An 18,439-nucleotide genomic window follows, 5' to 3' on the forward strand; every position below is an offset into this window, starting at 1 on the left:
TAATGGCGAAGAAGAAAGGTTATTATGGTTATATAGAATTATTTATTATATATACATTAATATTAATCGTTGACATATATGGAAAATATTTTGGATATGCGTTTATTGATCCAAATCCGTATTTTATTTTTTCTTTGTTTATAGCTATAAGATATGGTATTAACCTTGCGCTGGTTTCAGGTTTTTTAAGTACAGCATATCTCTTTTTTTCATTATATATTCAGGCAAAGGAAAATTTTACGGGGCTTATAGTTAGCTGGCAAATTTTAAAAATACCGCTTTTTACATTTTCATTGAGTTTTATAATAGGTTTTTTTAGAGATATGTATATACAGGAAATTGAAAATAGAGATGAAAGAATAAAGGTTTTAAATGAAAAGGTAAAAGATCTTGAAAATGAAATTAGAAAATATAAAAACGTTACTGTAGATCTTGAGAAAAAGCTTGTTCTTGAAAGAAAGGGAGTTTCACTATTAGTTGAAAGATTAAAGGAAATAGATTATGAAAGTGCAGAAGATATATTTAACGAATCCATAGACCTTATCTTTGATTTTATTGAAGCTACGACAGTTTCAATTTACACGTTAAGTAAAAATAATTTTTTAAGAATGAGAGTTAGAAAAGGGCCACAGTATCTTCCAAATTCATTTGATATTGAAAAATCTGTCGTTATCTCAATGGCAAAAGAATTTGGTGCTGCAAATGTAAATGTTCTTTATCTTACAGAAATGGAGTATAACTTTGAGTTTGAACCGGCAATGGCTGTATCTATTTCAGCTGGAAAGAATATTCTCGGTTTTGTTATTATTGAACTTATTGATCCAGAAAAGGTTAATAAAAATACAGAAACATATTTAAAGATATTATCAGACTGGCTTAGCACGTTGTTAATGGCATCTAAAGAATTGGCAGAATCAGATGAGGAAATGTTTATAAAACCATATGAGGAGTTTGAAATTACCCTTAAATACATAGAAGAGAGGAGAAAACGTTTTGAAATTCCTTATTCTATAATTTATTTTACAGTTACTCAAAATGTTGAAATAGAAAAATATAGAAAGATAATTAGAGATACAGACTTTGTTTTTTATGATCCAGAAGATAAAAAAGGCGCTATTATTTTAACATCATGTGGTAAAACAGGATTAAAAAGAGTTCTCGAAAATATTGAAAAAATAAAAAGCATAAAGGTTTTGGAGGCTTATTCAAAAGAATGAAAATGCGAAAAGAAATTATAATACTTATCCTTTCTATATTATCTGGAACTTTAGGGTTAATTTTTATAATAAAAAATAACAAATATGGCTATTTATTTATAGCCATATATTTTCTTTTAGCAATAATTATTTCGTATTCATATAAAAAAAGATATTCTGATATTTTTAAAAAACTTCCTTTTTTTGTTCTTTTCTTTCCGTTTTTTCCTTTTATTCAATATTTGCAGAATATTAAAATAGAATCCAGATATAAACCAGTTGAAATATCAGAAAAAAAAGAAGAGGAAAGCGAAAGGGTAAATTTTTCTTCGGTGGATCTTGCACCGTTTATGATAGTTTTAAAATACGGTGATCCTGAACAAAGAAAATTTGTTGTAAGATTGGTGTATGATGCAATAAAAAATGAAGCTATAGATTTTTCTACAGGGATTCATTTATTAAATGAAGCAATAAAAATAGATGAACATCCTGATGTAGTGTTATATGCATCTGATGCAATTACAAATCTTGAGAATTTTCTTATTGAGAAGATATCATATTATTATGAAAATTTAAATACGCTGGAGGATTATATAAATTTTGGTAAATTTTCATATTACTATGCAAAATCTGGATTTTTAGCAGGAGAACATAAACAGGAAATCTTATGGCAAAGTGCTTTAATACTCAGAACAGCAGTTCATGTGTTTCCAGAAAGTCCGGAACTAATATTATATCTTTTAAAAACGCTGGAATTATTAGAGGAATATAATGAACTGGAAGAGGTACTTGAAGATAAAATAAAAAACTTCAAAGCACAAAAAATAATGGAATATGCTATATTTTATTATATAAAACGAAAAAAGCCAAAGAATGTTCAAAGATTGGTGTCTGATTATATATTATTGGGTTTTAAACCTGAAAGTGAAGCATTAAAATTCTTATTGGGAGGATAAATTAAAATGAAAGAAAATCTTAAAAAGATATTTAGCGCATATAATCTTTTATTTGCAGTAGTTCTGGGATTGATATTTCTTGTAATAATAATAAATAAAAATGCCAATACATCTTTAAGTTCCAGGCAAATAAATGATTTTCCGTGGAATAAAAGAAGTGTGTATATAAAACAACTTGAATTATTATCAAAATTAAAACATATATCTTTAAATGATGAAAATGTATTAACTTATATTAATCAGCTTATATTGATATCAAAAAACCTTGAGGATAATAAAACTCTTGAATATGCACATGATCTAAAAATAAAATATCTTTTGAGCCATATAAAACAATTATTGGAAGATTCAAAAAATTATGAGTATATAGATGATTTATCCTTTAATGAAAAGGTTTCTCTGTATCTTTTAACAAAGGATGAAAGGTTAATGAATTACATAATAGAAAAATCAAATGAATTTGAAAAAATAAAATTTTCTAAAATTCTCGAAGTATTAACAGAACATTGAATTGAGGGGAAAATATGAAAGTAGGAATAATATTTGAAGGAACATATCCATATGTTACAGGTGGGGTATCCAGCTGGGGAAATACTTTAATGAAATCAATGAAAGACGTTGATTTTTGTGTAATACAAATTGGGGATGTTCCTAAATTACGATATCCAAAATATAAATTTCCAGAAAATGTTGTAGACTATTTTGAATACTTTTTATTTGCCAAATATGATTTTTCCAAAAAGAAAAAAATTCCTGATGATTTTTTAAATAAATTGGGAAAGATTATTATTTATCCCTTTGACGAAAGGGTTATGGCTCAGAAATTGTATAATTTGTTTAAGGATTATTCCGATTATGATTTTACTTCTATCTTAAAGACAAAATATTATTGGGAAACAATGCTAAACTTCTATAAATCATATATTCCATATGAAAACTTTACAAATTATTACTGGACATTGCAATCAATGTTGCTTCCTTTTTTAAACTCCATGACAGTAGATCTTCCAAAATGCGATGTTTATCATACAATTACTACTGGTTATGCTGGAATTAGTGCAATTATGAATGGTTTGAAATACAATATTCCTGTGATTTTGACAGAACATGGTATATATCACAGGGAAAGGCAATTAGAAGTATTAAAGGCAAATTGGATAAAGGATGAATATAGAACAGCATGGATAAAATTATTTAATACTATTAGTTCTCTGGTATATAAAGGATCAAAACAGATAACAACATTATTTAGCAAAAATCAAATGTTTGAAAAGGAATTATGTGAAGATGAATCCAAAATGCAGGTAATCCCAAATGGCATAGATTACGATAGATTTTCAAAATTAAAATATAGAGAAGAAAAAGATCCGTTTATTGTAGGACTTGTTGGGAGAGTAGTTGAAATAAAAGATATAAAAACGGCGATAAAAGCAGCCAAAATGGTCAAGGAAAAAATAAAAAATTTTAAATTGTATATAATAGGTCCAACAGATGAAGAGAAAGAATACTATGAAGAATGTAAACAGATGATTAGATTGTTTAAATTGGAAGATACTATAGAGTTTACAGGTAAAGTAAATGTTCTTGATTATTATCCTAAATTAAATGTATTATTATTATCAAGCGTTAGTGAAGGACAGCCGCTTGTAATTTTAGAGGCATTTGCAGCTGGAATTCCAGTTGTTACAACAGATGTTGGTGCATGTTCAGAAATGATATATGGATCTAAAGAAGATATAATAGGTGATGCAGGAGTTGTTGTAAAACCTAAGGATTTTGTAGGATTAGCTGAAGGAATTATGAAACTATATGAAGATGATGAGTTTAGATTAAATGCTTCAAAAATTGCAAGAGAACGGGTTAAAAGACGATATAGACTTGATCAAATGATAAAGAACTATAAAAAATTATACATATCGGCGGTGAAATAATGGCTGGTGTAGGTTTTAGACTTACAAAGATGTTTCATAAAGGAGGAGTATCAACAGATTTACTTGCAATAGCCTATTCCGTTGTGGTATCTTCCGGACCATGGATAATCACAACAACATCTTTATGGATAATACTCAATATAATGAATATTAACAGCATGTACTTTAATATAGGAATAGTATATTCTTTTGTGTTTTCCATAATAATATCCGGTCTTGTTGTTATGTTTGAATCACGAAGATTATCGGATTTAATATATTTAAAAGAATATAAAAAAATATTGCCTGAAGTATTTGGAATTATCCTTTATGCATCTCTTTTTACGATAATATTATTGGCTATATTTTTTCTTATTAATCCTCATGAATGGTGGTTTATTTTTTCTTTTTCTTATTTAACTATTTCTTTATTAATATTATGGATAATTTCCATAGCTTCTATTTCAACAGATGCTGTAAACTGGTATATTCTTGCATATATAGTTATGGGATTTTCATCTATTATATTATCTAAAATTCTTGGAGATGAAAATAATCAAATAGGGTATTTAATGGGATTTGCGTTTGGTGTTAATATAGGTAGTTTTATTCATTATTTAATTATTATATTTCATTTTGGAACAAATATAGAAATTTCTGTTGAATGGATACATGATTTAAGAAAATACTGGCAGAATATATTTATTGGAGTTACATATTATCTGGCATTATGGGCAGATGATTTTATTACATGGACATCTCCTATTTATGGTGAAGAACCATTAAAAGGATTTCATTTTTCATATATATATGATTATCCTATGTTTCTTGCATATTTAACGATAATTCCAACTGCTACTATGTTTATTTTAATTTTAGAGACAAGATTTTATAAAAAATACAAATTATTCTATGATTCGTTGATAAATGGTTATAATTATTCAGAAATAGAATTAAGAAAAAAAGAAATGTTTAAGGAATTAAAATTGAACATATCCCTTACAATAAAAGTTCAGGTTGTAATTACATCCATTCTATTAATGTTTAATGAATTAAACTTATTACCATTTGTAAGTGAAATATCCAAACCTATTTTAAGGCTTGGATTCATAGGTGCAATGATGAATTCTTTTTATTTAATGATAATGCTATTATTATTATATTTTGATTTTAGAGATGATGCCCTGAAATTAAATCTATTTACTCTATTTTCAAATATAATATTAAGTTTTATATTTGTTGATAAAATTGGATATTATTCTCTTGGAGCAGGATATTCTATAGCTTTTACTCTTGGAACTTTTATAGGATATAAAATATTAATAAAAAAAGTTGATGATATAATAAGAATAGAATATTTTAGACAGGAAATAGGAGTTGAAGATGGTTTTTATATGCATTTTAAAGATATAAAATATTTAATGGAGGAATAATATGAAAAAGAAAATTTTATTATTAATATTAATTATTATTGCGGTTTTATCCTTTTCTCAAAAGGAACTTTTATTGCTATATAAACAATCAGAAAACTATGGTGAAATGATGTTTAAATATCATATTATTCCTATTCTGGAAAAAAATAATATTAGATACGAATTAAAGAATGTTGAAGAGATGAATTATTATAAGATAACAAATGAAAAGTATTTTGGAGTAATTACATGGTATTATTCTTCTGAGATGGCTAAGCCCGAATTATATTTAAGGCAACTGGCAACATTTGTTGAAAATGGAGGAATATACTTCTTTTTTAACAATATAGGTGCAAGTGCAGATATTTCGGAAATGAATAATTTATTAAATAAAATTGGTGTTCAGTATAAATATGGATATAGAGAATTAGAAGATTATACAATTGAATGTATTTCAGACTATTTTTTAAAAAAACCGGATAGTGAATATAAAGTTCCTGTTGAAAAGTATATTACCTTTGACAATCATATGGAAAATATATTAACCTATAAAATTGACAATGAAGAGTATCCAATGATATTTCTGACAGATAATGGTGGTGCTGCAATATTCAATAGTTTTGTTGATAAAAATGGAAATCTCATAATCAATATTAATAAACTTATACATAGATTTATAAATCATGAAGTTGGAACATTAAATAAATTTCTCATAGTCAATACAAAATACGACAATCAAAAATACCTGGATTCTCAATATGAAATAAAAAAGATATTATTATATGCAAAACAAAATTTTGATGTGATAAGCGTAGAACAATTTTATAAACTCTCTTTCTTTGACCTTATTCCATATAAATATATAATATGGAATACAGATGCAAAATATGTTGAAACAAGAACAATAAAGAAATTTATAAATAGTGGGGGAACATTTATATATTCCACACAATTATTTAATACGCCATGGAGCAGCTATGTAAAAGAAGATAATATCAATATAAACAAAATTTCATTTACAAAAGACTTATTCCCTTTAACTAATACAGCAACAGAATCATATATAAATATGTATTTTGAATTAAATTATCATATAGACTTACCGGGAAATATAAAACCTCTGGCATTTTTCTGTGGAGATGGAAAAAGTGTTCCGGTGATATGGTATCAAAAAGAAGGAAAGGGATATAGAAGTTATATAAATCCAGATGTATATTTAAAGAATATAAGAGGATTGATTTTTCAGTCAATAATGTCAATGCAAAAAAATAGCATAAGTGGATTTTTGAATTCATTTATGTTCTATATAGATGATTTTCCATTGCCATCATACAATGTTGTTCGTGCAAAGATTAATGGGAAAGACATCACAGATGATGAATATTACTATACAATCTGGTGGCCGTCTATAAAGAAATTTTCCAAAGAATTCAATATTAAATATACCTTTGTTACACCTCTAAGTTATAATGGTTCAAGCAATCCACCATTTGAATTTTCGGAATTTTTAATGAGTAATACCAATTCTCCGTTAAAAGCACTTAGAGAAATAGATAAATCAGAGTTTGAATTAGGATTACATGGTTATAATCATAATTCATTAACAAAAGACAGATGGCCAAATCCAAACAATATATTACTCAGTTTAAGAGCAGCAAAAACATTTATAGAAAAAATATTGGGACATCCAATAGAATTATCAAGTTATGTTGCTCCTAATAACATAATAGATGATTTTGGGGCAAATCAGCTTTTAAAAGCAATTCCGGAAATAAAAACAATAGGTACATCATATGAAGCAAAAGATGAATTTTCTGAGTATAAGATTATAAATAATTTTACACTTGTAATTCCGAGGTCTACATATGGATATTATCCTTTAAAAAGAATATATATAGCTACAATAAATATACTTGCAAATTTTGGTGCATTTCAGCATTTTATTCATCCTGATGATTTATTTGATAAAGGTCGAAATCCGGAAAATAAAACATGGATGGAGATGTACAGCAGTTTAAGGACATTCTATTTAACTATTAAGAAAAAATTCCCATGGTTAAGAAATCATACAGCTTCAGAAGCATATCAAATATATTTTGATTATTTAACACAAAATGTAAAATATAAATGGAATGGAAATAATTTAACAGTTGTAATTCCTGATTCTTCCATATTTCCAAAGTATTTTTATGTAAAATCCCAGAGTGGTATTGATGATATTATAAACGGAAAAATAATTGACTATTATCCAGAATCAAAATTATATGTTATTGAAATGGATGATAACATTATGAATATAAAATTCAGTGGAGATGATAGTTATTATGAAGGGCAGAATAAGAAAGGAAATAATCGCTAAAAGGAAAAATCTTTCTAAATTAGAATATGAATCAAATAATAAAATAATCGTTGAAAAAATATATAATTATTTAAAATCCAAAAATTTCAAAACAATAGCGATTTATTATCCATACAGGAAAGAGGTAAACGTATTAAATTTAATGGAATTATTCAAAGATAAGATATTCCTTTTTCCCAAAGTAATAAGCGATGAAAAAATGATTTTTATTCCTGTTAATGATATTAATAAACTGAAAAAAGGAAAGTTTGGAATAATGGAACCAGAAGGGACGGAATATACTGAAGATATAGATATTTATATTGTTCCAGGAGTGGCATTTGACCTTGATTTATATAGATTAGGATATGGTGGAGGATTTTTTGACAGATATTTTTCAGTACACAAAAAAACTCAGTTAATAGGAGTTGGATTTGACTTCCAGATATTAGAAAAATTGCCTGTTGATGACCATGATATACAGATGAATCTTGTGATAACTGAAAAACGAATTTTAGGAGGATAAAGATATGAAAATAGGGCTTGTGCAATTTAAACCGGAATTATTTCAGGTAAAAGATAATATAGAAAGAGCGATAAAGTTAATAGAAAATAAAGAAGCAGACTTGTTTGTATTTCCGGAACTGACATTTACAGGTTATACATTTAATACACATACAGAAGTTGAATGGGTTGCTGAAGATAAAAATGGTTATTCTATCACAACATTTAAGAAAATAGCTAAGGAAAAAAATACCAATATAGTTTTTGGATTTGTTGAAAAAGACGAGGGTAAATTGTATAATTCTTCTGTTTTAATAAAAAGTACAGGAGAAACAAGAATTTATAGAAAAACACATTTATTCTATGAAGAGAAGGTGTTTTTTGAAAAAGGGGATACAGGGTTTTGGGTAGAGGAAGTTAATGGAGTAAAAGTAGGACTTGCAATATGTTTTGATTGGTTTTATCCAGAATCATTTAGAACGCTTGCATTAAAAGGTGCACAGGTTATAGCGCATAGTGCCAATCTTGTTATGCCATATTGTCAGGAAGCAAATAAATTCCGCTCTCTTGAAAATCATGTGTTTATAGTAACCTCAAACAGATGGGGCGAAGAGATAAATGCATTAAATACAAATAATTTTACTGGTATGAGTCAGATAACCAATCCAAAAGGAGAAGTAATAATTAGATTTCCGGAAAAAGGAGATATGGTGAAAGCTATTGAAATTAATCCTGAAGAAGCTAATAACAAGCAATTAAATAAATTGAATAATATCTTCGAAGACAGGAGGCCGGAATTTTATTTCAATGGATAGAATATTTATAGTACTTTTAATTTCGGTACTCACGATTCCTTTTTTAATGCCGCTATTTATTGAAAAACAGGAAGTTCCTGTTATCTATCAGCTTGGTAATGTTGATATAAATGAAATTACATTATATTACAAACCAGAATATATAATAATTGATTATTCACATGATGGTAGTGAAAAAAACAAATTTTCCAGATATGAAATACGAAAGTTACAAACAAATGGAAGTACAGTTTTGTCTTATCTCAGCGTAGGAGAAGCAGAAGACTACAGGTTTTATTGGGAAAAATGGTGGAATAATAATCCTCCAGATTTTATAGGTGAAGAGAATTCAAAGTGGCCTGGTAATTATAAGGTAAAATACTGGCATTGGGAATGGAAGGAAATTATGCACCAATATATAGATAAAATAATAGATCAGGGATTTGATGGAGTTTATATAGATCTTGTTGATTCATATTTATATTGGGCTGACCATGGTTATGATATATATGCAACAGCAGAAGAGATGATAAACCTTATAGCAGATTTATCAGAATATGCAAAGAGTAAAAGGAAAAATTTTAAAATATTTGTTCAAAATGCGGAATCCATAATTGATTATGATTATAACGGAAAATATATGGAATCTATAGATGGATTGGGAATTGAGAGTTTGTTTTATATAAAAGGGAAAAAACGGAAAGAAAAACAAATAGATTATAGATTAAATTATATAACGAAGTTTAAAGAGCATAATAAAACAATTATAGTGATAGATTATATTTATAATGAAAAAGAGTCAGATATAGAGAAAGTAAAAGATTTTATTTCCTTATGTGAAGAATATGGATTTTTAGCCTATCCTGCAACAAAAGACCAAAAATTATATACTATATCGCCAGGAATAAAATATTTTAATCAAAATAAATAGAGAAGGAAAATTCCTTCTCTATTTTTATATAATAATATTATTTCGATTTTCTTCTGTAATTTCAATAATCTCTAAATCTTTTAAAAACTCATATCGTTCAATAAAGAATAATCTTATAACGCCTATAAAATTCTGGCTTTCATCGATAATTCTTTTTAGCTCTTCAAGATATTTTTGTTGAGATAATTCAATATAACCAATTTCATCAATTACAAAAAAATCTGGTTTATTGATATTCTTCATTTGCTTTATTAAAGATTCAAAACCTTTATCAACGGATTTCATTCCATATATACTTTTTTCGCCTATAATAAATCTTTGATTTTCATTATTCAAAAACCAGGCATAAACATAATCGTCTATTTTTCTGGTGAAAATCCCATGTTCTATATTATATTTTTTTATTGCATTATTTAATATAGTACTTTTTCCAACCCCCATTTTTCCAGTTAGTAATACCTTCAAAACCAGCCCCCCTTTTTTTATTAATAATTAAAAATTATCCAACAATAAAACTTACTATTGCTGCGAGAGCAGTATAGTAACCAAAATATTTAAGCTTTCCATTTATAACGGTTTTCTTTAAAATAAACAATCCTATAACGCCAAAAATAAAGGTAAATATTCCTGAATATATTACAGGTGCTGTAAATGTAACGTCATTTATTTCAAGTAATCCAGCACCAAAGGTTACAGGAAGGCTCATTAAAAAGGAATATTTTAAAGCTGCTTCTTTTTTTGTATTTAAAAGCAAAGCACCGAATAAGGTAAATCCACTTCTTGAAATACCAGGAAAAATAGCAGCTGCTTGAAATAAACCAATTATAATAGCATCTATATATGAAATATCCATTAATTCCTTTTTCCCATCAAATCTATCGGATAGAATCATTGCAACAGATGTAAATAAAAAGAATAATCCAACCAGTCTAAGCGAAGAAAATGCCTCAGAAATCTGATCTTCAAATAAAATACCAATTATTGCAGCTGGCACTGAAGAAACAATAATTTTCAAAGCAAGATTCCAGGCACTTTTATCCATTGTAAACATACCTTTTAAAATAAACCACACTTCTTTATAAACAAACAATAAAACTGCGAAAAATGTCATTAAATGTAAAAAAGCGAAAAAAGAAACGTCGGGATTAAAGTTAATGAGTTTTGAAAATAAAGCAAGATGTCCTGAACTTGAAACTGGCAAAAACTCCGTTAATCCCTGAATTATACCCAAAATAATTTCCTGCACATCCTCCACCTCTCTTTTTATATAATTGTTATTTTTGTTGATAATTGAGAAAAATAAAAACTCCCTCAAACAAGCTGGTTGCTAATCCTCGAAAATTTTTTTTGAAAGTAGAAAAATAATATTCTCTCAGACGGCAAGAATTTCTAATCCTTGAAAAATTTTTGTGTTGGAAAAAATAAAAGCTCTTTCAGGCGACTTGAGTGCTAATCTTCGAAAATTGCTCGTTCTCAGGGGTCGTTGCAGACTCACATCCATGTTCGTCTTCACTCAAAATCACATCCGTGTGATTTTGACCCCTTCCACTCGCAATTTTCTCAGGCACTCTGCGAGCCTTCACTCGCTTTTATTTTTTCCAACTATCTTTAATCCCCGCTGCGGGAAATTCTTAGTCTTCGCTCATATTATTTTTCTCAATCAACAACACAAAAGGACGAACATGGACGTGAGTCTGTAACGACCGGCGGGAACGAGAATTTTTGAGGATTAGCGTTCGAGTTGTCTGAATGAGTTTTTATTTTTCACAATTATAAGAAATTTCACCTGCTTGAATGAATCTTTTTATGAAGTTTTCTATAACGATATTTTTAAAGAACTTTTATTTTTTCAATTGCAACTTTTCTACTCATTAAGAATCCTCTCAAGATATTTTGAAAGAAAAATACCCACAATTAAAAATACATAAGTCAATAATTTTGAGGTTATTGGGAAGATAATCACCATTCCCGCTATTGTTAGACCAATTAAAAAAGATAAAACCTGATCCCTGAACCTTTCAAGCAATTTTTCAAGAACAAGTATAACAAAAATCAATCCTCCACCAACACCAAATGCAAAAGGAATTAAAATAGAAAAGTTCATATTAGATATAGCATCAATAATAGGTTTGTATATTCCCATAATCAACAACATTGAAGAGCCACTTATTCCAGGAAGTACCATTGTTGCAGCGCCTATTATGCCTCCTATAAATAAATACCACATACTAACATTTCCGTTTGATGTTTCCAGATTCTCGGCAAATCTTAATAAAAAGTATGTTAAAACAAAAGATATAGTTATTATTGATATATTAGATTTTTGTTTAATTTCTATCTGTGAAATAAGGTAAAAAAGGCCTCCAATAATTAGTCCTATAAATATTCCATATGAATATTCAGGATATTTTTCAAACAAAAAAGATAAAATTTTTGAAAGGAATATTATTGAAACGCCCATACCTACAATTAATGAGGTCAAAATCTTAAATGCTTCTTTATTCCATTTAAAAGAAATTATATCAGAAGCAGCTTTTAAAATTATTTCATATCTTCCAGAAATAGCAGCAATAGTTCCACCACTTATACCAGGTAATAAATTTGCAATTCCCATTAAAATCCCTAAAATAAAATCCTTCAATAATATCCCTCCAATCAAAATATTTCTTATTTATTATACATTATTATTCAGCTATTTTTATGATATAATGTTATGTTAAATTTAAAAATTTAAAAAGGGAGGATTAAGAATGAAAAGAAGTATAGTAATGTTAGTTGTGTTTTTATTTATAGGTATTTTTGCATTTTCTGCTATTACCAGTATTTCTGATGCTCGCGATTTAAAAGATTTAAAAACAGTTGTTGTTAGAGGTGTTGTAACAGTTGAACCAGGACCTTTTGATGTTAATATAATTTTCTTGCAGGATAAAACAGGAGGAATTAATCTATATTATAGAGGTGGTCAGTTTAAAGATGTAAAAAGAGGGGATTTAGTTGAAGCAAAAGGATATCTGTGGACTCATAAAAATAATAAAGAATTAATTCTTGAAAGTGATAATCCTTCACACTATTATAAAATAATATCTCATAATAATCCATTGCCAGAACCATTGATTATAAAAACTGCAGATATCAATAATGAAAAGTATGAAGGATTATATCTTAAAACAAAAGGAAAAATTGTAGAAATTGACAAATTTGATATGAGGAAGATATACATTGACGATGGAAGCGGTAAAGGAATGGTATTTATAAGAGAAAATACAGGAATTAATCCTGCTTACTATAAAGTTGGAATTACAATGGAAGTTATAGGTGTCCTTGGACAATATATGTCAGCATATGAATTATGGCCAAGGGATATAAACGATATAGTTGTTGATGATGTTTTCCCGCCTGAAGTAAAGGATTATGCAATAAAAGGAAATTATATCTATGTTGAATTCAATGAACCAATAAGTGAAAAATCAGTTGTATTGAATAAAACCATTAGAATATTAAAAACCAATATAAAAGATTATAAATTGGACAAAACACAAAAAATATTGAAATTAGAAGTGGAAGACATAAATAAAGCTACAAAGCTTGTATTGAGATCAGTAGCGGATAAAAACAATAATAAAATGGGTATGAAGATAATAAAATTAGATCTTAAAAAGGATTCATATAAAAATAGAGTGTTATTTGATAATAATCATGGCCAAACTGCTGGAAATGCCGACTGGGTTATTGATGGGGGATATTCGGATTTTGCAGATGTAATAAGAAATATGGGATTAAAGGTTAATGAAATAAAAGAGGATATAACAGAAGAAATATTAAATATGTATAATGTGCTTGTAATTCCAGAACCAAATAAACCATTTAAGGAAACAGAAATTAAAGCAATTTTGAATTTTGTAAAAAATGGCGGATCATTATTTATTATATCTGATCATGGTGGTTCTGATAGAAATGGCAATGGTTGGGATTCACCTAAGATATTTAATACATTTGTAGAAAATTTTGGATTTAAATTTACAGGCGATGACCTTGAAGAAGCACCACTTGCACATATTTACAATCATCCAATTACAGAAGGAATTGGAAAAATAGGAGTATGGAATGGTTCATCAATTAAACTATTAAATGATAATATTAAAGTATTAATTGCTAATTCTGAAAATAAACCATATATGATAGTAACTAATTATGGCAAAGGTAAGGTTGTTGCAATAGGAGATAGCTCGCCTTTTGATGATGGAACAGGAGCTTCTGGTGATTTATTGCATAATGGCTGGCAATGGGGCGATGATGCTAAGTTAGCAATAAATGTAATCAAATATTTTATTTATTAATTTTTTAAAAAAAGATTAACTATCTTTAAAATTAACCAAAAAGACATCACTCCTTAATAATTTTAGAGTAATATTAATACATATCTACTTTAAATTTATAAGGAGTGGTTTTTATGAAAAAAACATTGGTATTTTTAGGTATTTTAATTCTTGCTTTGAGTTTAACAAGTTGTTTGGGGCCAGCAAAGGTAAATGCAACTGTAAAAATTAATTGGGATGATAGAAGTTATTATACAGATGATAGCACTTATTATCTCGCGTATGTAGTAGGAACATTCAGTACAACATTAGATAATATTCCAAAAGAAGGTGTTACTAATTTAAAAGAAATAACTCCAGATGAATCTGAATATAGCATAGAAGTATCGGTACCAGCTGGAGGAAATGCAACAGTTTTTGTATATCAGGATAAAGATGGAGACAAAAAATATTCTGATGACGATCAAGCATTTGATTCTGAATGGGTAAATCCTGATGATACTTCAATTGATTTGGATGTTTATTATTGATAAAAAACTAAAAGCTCCTTCGGGAGCTTTTTTTATTTATTATATTTTTTAATTATTTGAAATATTAACATGTTATAATATATAAAAAATATTCTGGAGGTTTTGGTTATGAAAAAGATTATATGGAATATATTATTTGTATTATATCTGTTAGTATTAATATATTTTTCAGTAACTCCAAAACCACCGTTTAATTATTCGAGATTTTATGGAGAAGATAAAATATGGCATTTTCTTGCATATGCTGGAGGGATGTTTTTATTTTTAAAAGGATTGATTAACAAAAAATGGTATATTATACCTTCAATAGGATTAATATTAACGCTTCCAGTTGCAAGTGAGTATATTCAAGCGCTTTCTCCATACAGGCAATTTTCATTATATGATTCTTTTGCAAGTTATCTTGGTATTTTATCAATTATTTTGGTGTTTTATATTTCAAAAAAATTCATTAACTATAAAAGAAAAGCTGCGTAGGCAGCTTTTCTTTATTTATTTTCTGGTAAATTATTATCCTTATTTTCATTGTTGTTTTCAATTATAACTTCCTGATTAACCTTTATGTATTCGACTCCTCCGCTTTCTGTTGTTATTTCCATATTCTCGTCTTCACCTTTTTCCCACAATTCAAATTTTTTCATAACCAGATCATAAGTCTTTTCGCTAACTTCTGGAAGTTTTCCTCCTAACATATCTCTAACGCTCTGAAATCCCTCTTTTACGGCATTTCTCAATAAATCGATTTTTGATTTATCACCACCAGATATGGATTTTGCAAATTCAATAAGCCTATCTGAAACAGACTCAGGACTCCAATACCCATCACCTTCAAGTTCTTTTTTCATCTCTGCTCTTTCATCTTCTGTAATACCTAATTGCTTTTTTATTTTATCTTCAACCCATGCTTTAAACTTATCATACATCTGTTGAGATTCTTCCTTCATATCCTTCCATTTTGAAGGATCAATTTCAATCTTTTTTCCAACTACGCTGGAATAAGTAGCTTTCATATACTCTATTTCTGTCTTTACATAAACATCGCCTTTAGGGGATTTATTTGCAGATTTATTGTTTTCATTGTTTTTTGATTTATTTTTTTCTTCAAATTCCTTTGTGTTTTCTAATTTTGTTATTTCAGTGTACTTAAAATAATTAAAATTTTCTCCGTTTATTCTCATCAGAATCACCTCCTTTATATAATTCGTCTATTTTTACTGTTATATTAATATTATATCATAATAAATAAAAAATCTCCCTGAAAATCAGGGAGATTCATTTTTGAGACTTGATTAAAAGGGTTAAATCTTAAATTTCTTTAAACCATCTACAAGGATTTGAGCTTTTTCAGAAAGTCTTTCAGTAATATCTTCTAATTTTTGCAAGCTTATATTTTGATTTTCAATTGAATCGGCAATTTCTGTGATTTCATCTGAGATATTTATAATTTCCCGTGTAATCCTATCCATTCCCATTGCAATTTCTTCTGTAGATGAACCCTGTTGTTCAGCACTTGCACTGAGATTTTCTATATTTACGGTGATATTCTGGATTTTTTGAGTAATATTTGAGAATTTCTCTGCAACAATATTAGCCTCAGCTTCTACATCTTTTATGATTTCACCTGTTTTTGATGTAGCATCGCTTGCATCGTCTGCACCGTCTTTTATTTCTCCTAATATTTCAGCAATTTGTTCTGTAGCCCTCTTACTTTCTTCTGCTAATTTTCTTATTTCATCAGCAACAACAGCAAATCCTTTCCCGGCTTCTCCAGCCCTTGCTGCTTCTATTGCAGCGTTTAAAGCAAGGAGATTAGTTTGTTCTGTGATATTTTCTATTGTTTCTACTATCTGTTCAATATTTTGTGCTTTGTTTGCGAGATTTTGAACGGTATTTATTGTAATATCAGACTGTTTAACAGCATTTGTTATTGTTGTAATTATTTTTGAAATTGATTCGCTACCTTCAGTAGCAGTTTGAGAAACATCTTTTGCTTCTTCATATAAGTTCTGTGAATTTTCTGATATATTTTGTGCTGAAGCGGAAATTTCTTCTACTCCGGAATTCATTTCTTCAATGGAAGAAGAAACTAAATTTGAGCTTTTATCCATATCTTCAGTCTTTTCTGTAATTTTTGCCATTTGTGTTGACTGAATTCTTGCATTTTCTTCAAGTTCTACGGCTGATTCTTCCAGATCAGAAGCAGATTTTCTTACACTAATTAAATAATTTCTGAGATTATTTGCCATGTAATTTAATGATTCTGCAATTCTTGCAATTTCATCTTTACCTCTTGCGCTAAATTTAATGGTTAAATCACCTTCGCCAAATTTTTTAACATCATTTGAGAGTTTTTCAAGAGGTTTAGCAATAGAATTTCCAAGTAGTATTGAAACAATAACTGCAACTGAAGCAGCTAAAATTACAATTAATACAAAGAAATTAACAATACCTCTTAGTTTTGCAAGTAAAGCGCTTTTTGGAATTGAAACTGCAACAGACCAATTCATTGATTTTATAGGTGCATAGATTAATATTCTTTTTTGATTGTTTTCAACAGTAATTTCACCATAACCTTTTTCACCATTGATCATCTTTTGCGCAATTTCACTTAAACCTTTATAATTTAAATTAAAAACACTGCTTCCTATAAATTTCTTTATTGTATGTGCAATCATTGTTCCGTGTGAATCTAAGATAAAACTATAATTACCTTCTGCTGAAGTGCTAACAAAATTCAGAAATTTTTCAAGAGAAATTGTACCACCAACTAAACCTATGGTTTTATTATTTTCATCTCTAATCGAATGTGCAATAACTATTATAGATGTTCCGTCGGCTTTTGATATTAAAACGTCGCTTATAGCAATATCGTTTCCGTTCATTATTTTTTTAAAGTAATCTCTATCAGCAATATTGGTTTTTACATTTGTTGTTGTGTAGGCATTTCCATCTTTATCTGCTATAAATAACATGCTGTAATCATCTAAAATTTCATTATCTTTTTTTAAGATTGCAATTGAATCAGTCATGTTCATATTTTTAAAGATTTTTTTGTTTGAGATAAGTGTCATTTCATGAATTAACGAATTAAAGAACATTTCTACCTGTGATGCCTGTTGTTCTAAAATGGAAAATGAATTTTCTTCAATTAGACTTTCAAGTGATGCTGATAAATAAAAATACAGAAAAAATCCAACAAAAGCTCCAGCAGAAATTATAATTGTTGAGAATACTATAAGTATTTTTCTTCTAATAGAATTCACAATTACACCTCCGATTGTTAAAAATTCGAATTTTTGCAAGGAAATTATATCATAAAATATATGATAAAAAATTTCAAAAAAAATATATTAATATTAAATATCCATTATTTATTATTAATGTTATATTAATAAGTTTAACGGGTGTTCTGGATTTGGAAGGATTTGTCTTTAATTGAAAGATTATTATGATATAATACTATGTTATGAGTTTTTAAAGAGTTGCAGTAACAATATTGGAAAGGTTGAGTTAAGAATGGAAATATAAAATTTTTTTATGGAGGAATTATGG

Annotated in this window: 17 protein-coding genes; 12 read left to right on the forward strand and 5 right to left on the reverse strand. The window is 27.9% G+C overall.

All coding sequences use genetic code 11. The features are described from left to right. The first annotated feature begins 2 nt into the window (after window positions 1-2). From LN42_RS09385 to LN42_RS09425, 9 genes are read left to right on the forward strand one after another with little or no spacing between them, the layout of a single operon-like run. Window positions 3-1,217 (forward strand): hypothetical protein, encoded by a 1,215-nt coding sequence (locus tag LN42_RS09385; RefSeq protein ID WP_014297273.1) that lies wholly within the window; start codon window positions 3-5, stop codon window positions 1,215-1,217. Further along, entirely contained in the window at window positions 1,214-2,152 is a 939-nt protein-coding gene (locus LN42_RS09390) for a hypothetical protein (RefSeq protein WP_075780735.1), read from the forward strand. Before LN42_RS09385 ends, LN42_RS09390 begins: the two co-directional genes overlap by 4 nt. A 6-nt stretch (window positions 2,153-2,158) precedes the next feature. Beyond that, complete coding sequence (locus LN42_RS09395) at window positions 2,159-2,662, forward strand: hypothetical protein (protein ID WP_014297275.1); 504 nt, start codon at window positions 2,159-2,161, stop codon at window positions 2,660-2,662. 14 nt (window positions 2,663-2,676) lie between these two features. After that, entirely contained in the window at window positions 2,677-4,083 is a 1,407-nt protein-coding gene (pelF, locus tag LN42_RS09400; protein WP_014297276.1) for a GT4 family glycosyltransferase PelF, read from the forward strand. Beyond that, window positions 4,083-5,495, forward strand: a complete 1,413-nt coding sequence (pelG, locus tag LN42_RS09405) for an exopolysaccharide Pel transporter PelG (protein WP_075780736.1) — start codon at window positions 4,083-4,085, stop codon at window positions 5,493-5,495. The genes pelF and pelG overlap by 1 nt, the downstream gene beginning before the upstream one ends. A 1-nt stretch (window position 5,496) precedes the next feature. After that, window positions 5,497-7,833 carry a DUF2194 domain-containing protein gene (locus tag LN42_RS09410; protein ID WP_075780737.1) on the forward strand — a complete coding sequence of 779 codons (2,337 nt, stop codon included), beginning with the start codon at window positions 5,497-5,499 and terminating at the stop codon, window positions 7,831-7,833. Continuing rightward, the gene (locus tag LN42_RS09415; RefSeq protein WP_075780738.1) at window positions 7,799-8,338 is read left to right on the forward strand and encodes a 5-formyltetrahydrofolate cyclo-ligase; all 540 of its coding nucleotides are present in this window, start codon (window positions 7,799-7,801) and stop codon (window positions 8,336-8,338) included. Before LN42_RS09410 ends, LN42_RS09415 begins: the two co-directional genes overlap by 35 nt. 4 nt (window positions 8,339-8,342) lie before the next feature. After that, window positions 8,343-9,131: a nitrilase-related carbon-nitrogen hydrolase gene (locus LN42_RS09420; protein ID WP_014297280.1), complete on the forward strand. Its 789-nt coding sequence runs from the start codon at window positions 8,343-8,345 to the stop codon at window positions 9,129-9,131. Continuing rightward, complete coding sequence (locus LN42_RS09425; protein WP_075780739.1) at window positions 9,124-10,041, forward strand: MJ1477/TM1410 family putative glycoside hydrolase; 918 nt, start codon at window positions 9,124-9,126, stop codon at window positions 10,039-10,041. The genes LN42_RS09420 and LN42_RS09425 overlap by 8 nt, the downstream gene beginning before the upstream one ends. Window positions 10,042-10,065: 24 nt before the next feature. Here LN42_RS09425 and LN42_RS09430 read toward each other — a convergent pair whose 3' ends face one another. From LN42_RS09430 to LN42_RS09440, 3 genes are all read right to left on the reverse strand, one after another. Next, a complete protein-coding gene (locus LN42_RS09430; RefSeq protein ID WP_075780740.1) occupies window positions 10,066-10,506 on the reverse strand; it encodes a nucleoside-triphosphatase in 441 nt (146 codons plus the stop codon). A 34-nt stretch (window positions 10,507-10,540) separates the two neighbouring features. Then, on the reverse strand, window positions 10,541-11,287 hold the full coding sequence (locus LN42_RS09435) for an undecaprenyl-diphosphate phosphatase (protein ID WP_014297283.1): 747 nt from the start codon (window positions 11,285-11,287) through the stop codon (window positions 10,541-10,543). A gap of 618 nt (window positions 11,288-11,905) precedes the next feature. Next, window positions 11,906-12,682 carry a DUF368 domain-containing protein gene (locus LN42_RS09440; protein WP_083635690.1) on the reverse strand — a complete coding sequence of 259 codons (777 nt, stop codon included), beginning with the start codon at window positions 12,680-12,682 and terminating at the stop codon, window positions 11,906-11,908. A gap of 109 nt (window positions 12,683-12,791) precedes the next feature. Here LN42_RS09440 and LN42_RS09445 point away from each other — a divergent pair, with 109 nt between their 5' ends. From LN42_RS09445 to LN42_RS09455, 3 genes are all read left to right on the forward strand, one after another. Next, window positions 12,792-14,378 carry a DUF4350 domain-containing protein gene (locus LN42_RS09445; RefSeq protein WP_075780741.1) on the forward strand — a complete coding sequence of 529 codons (1,587 nt, stop codon included), beginning with the start codon at window positions 12,792-12,794 and terminating at the stop codon, window positions 14,376-14,378. Between the two features lie 113 nt (window positions 14,379-14,491). Continuing rightward, window positions 14,492-14,887 (forward strand): hypothetical protein, encoded by a 396-nt coding sequence (locus LN42_RS09450; RefSeq protein WP_014297286.1) that lies wholly within the window; start codon window positions 14,492-14,494, stop codon window positions 14,885-14,887. 108 nt (window positions 14,888-14,995) lie between these two features. Next, complete coding sequence (locus LN42_RS09455; RefSeq protein ID WP_014297287.1) at window positions 14,996-15,364, forward strand: hypothetical protein; 369 nt, start codon at window positions 14,996-14,998, stop codon at window positions 15,362-15,364. Between the two features lie 11 nt (window positions 15,365-15,375). On the opposite strand, the gene LN42_RS09460 is transcribed toward LN42_RS09455, so the two are convergent. Beyond that, entirely contained in the window at window positions 15,376-16,065 is a 690-nt protein-coding gene (locus LN42_RS09460) for a hypothetical protein (protein WP_014297288.1), read from the reverse strand. Window positions 16,066-16,185: 120 nt separating this feature from the next. Beyond that, the gene (locus tag LN42_RS09465; protein ID WP_014297289.1) at window positions 16,186-18,150 is read right to left on the reverse strand and encodes a methyl-accepting chemotaxis protein; all 1,965 of its coding nucleotides are present in this window, start codon (window positions 18,148-18,150) and stop codon (window positions 16,186-16,188) included. Window positions 18,151-18,439 lie beyond the last annotated feature (289 nt).

It is taken from the genome of Marinitoga sp. 1137, from assembly GCF_001941525.1.
Lineage (GTDB): Bacteria > Thermotogota > Thermotogae > Petrotogales > Petrotogaceae > Marinitoga > Marinitoga piezophila.

Bases quoted from the DNA above. Each gene is read 5' to 3' on its own strand.
- LN42_RS09395 (WP_014297275.1), top strand. From the start codon at position 2,159: ATGAAAGAAAATCTTAAAAAGATATTTAGCGCATATAATCTTTTATTT.
- LN42_RS09390 (WP_075780735.1), top strand. From the start codon at position 1,214: ATGAAAATGCGAAAAGAAATTATAATACTTATCCTTTCTATATTATCT.
- LN42_RS09420 (WP_014297280.1), top strand. From the start codon at position 8,343: ATGAAAATAGGGCTTGTGCAATTTAAACCGGAATTATTTCAGGTAAAA.
- LN42_RS09445 (WP_075780741.1), top strand. From the start codon at position 12,792: ATGAAAAGAAGTATAGTAATGTTAGTTGTGTTTTTATTTATAGGTATT.
- LN42_RS09455 (WP_014297287.1), top strand. From the start codon at position 14,996: ATGAAAAAGATTATATGGAATATATTATTTGTATTATATCTGTTAGTA.
- LN42_RS09410 (WP_075780737.1), top strand. From the start codon at position 5,497: ATGAAAAAGAAAATTTTATTATTAATATTAATTATTATTGCGGTTTTA.
- LN42_RS09385 (WP_014297273.1), top strand. From the start codon at position 3: ATGGCGAAGAAGAAAGGTTATTATGGTTATATAGAATTATTTATTATA.
- LN42_RS09425 (WP_075780739.1), top strand. From the start codon at position 9,124: ATGGATAGAATATTTATAGTACTTTTAATTTCGGTACTCACGATTCCT.
- LN42_RS09450 (WP_014297286.1), top strand. From the start codon at position 14,492: ATGAAAAAAACATTGGTATTTTTAGGTATTTTAATTCTTGCTTTGAGT.
- pelG (WP_075780736.1), top strand. From the start codon at position 4,083: ATGGCTGGTGTAGGTTTTAGACTTACAAAGATGTTTCATAAAGGAGGA.
- pelF (WP_014297276.1), top strand. From the start codon at position 2,677: ATGAAAGTAGGAATAATATTTGAAGGAACATATCCATATGTTACAGGT.
- LN42_RS09415 (WP_075780738.1), top strand. From the start codon at position 7,799: ATGAAGGGCAGAATAAGAAAGGAAATAATCGCTAAAAGGAAAAATCTT.
- LN42_RS09460 (WP_014297288.1), bottom strand. From the start codon at position 16,065: ATGAGAATAAACGGAGAAAATTTTAATTATTTTAAGTACACTGAAATA.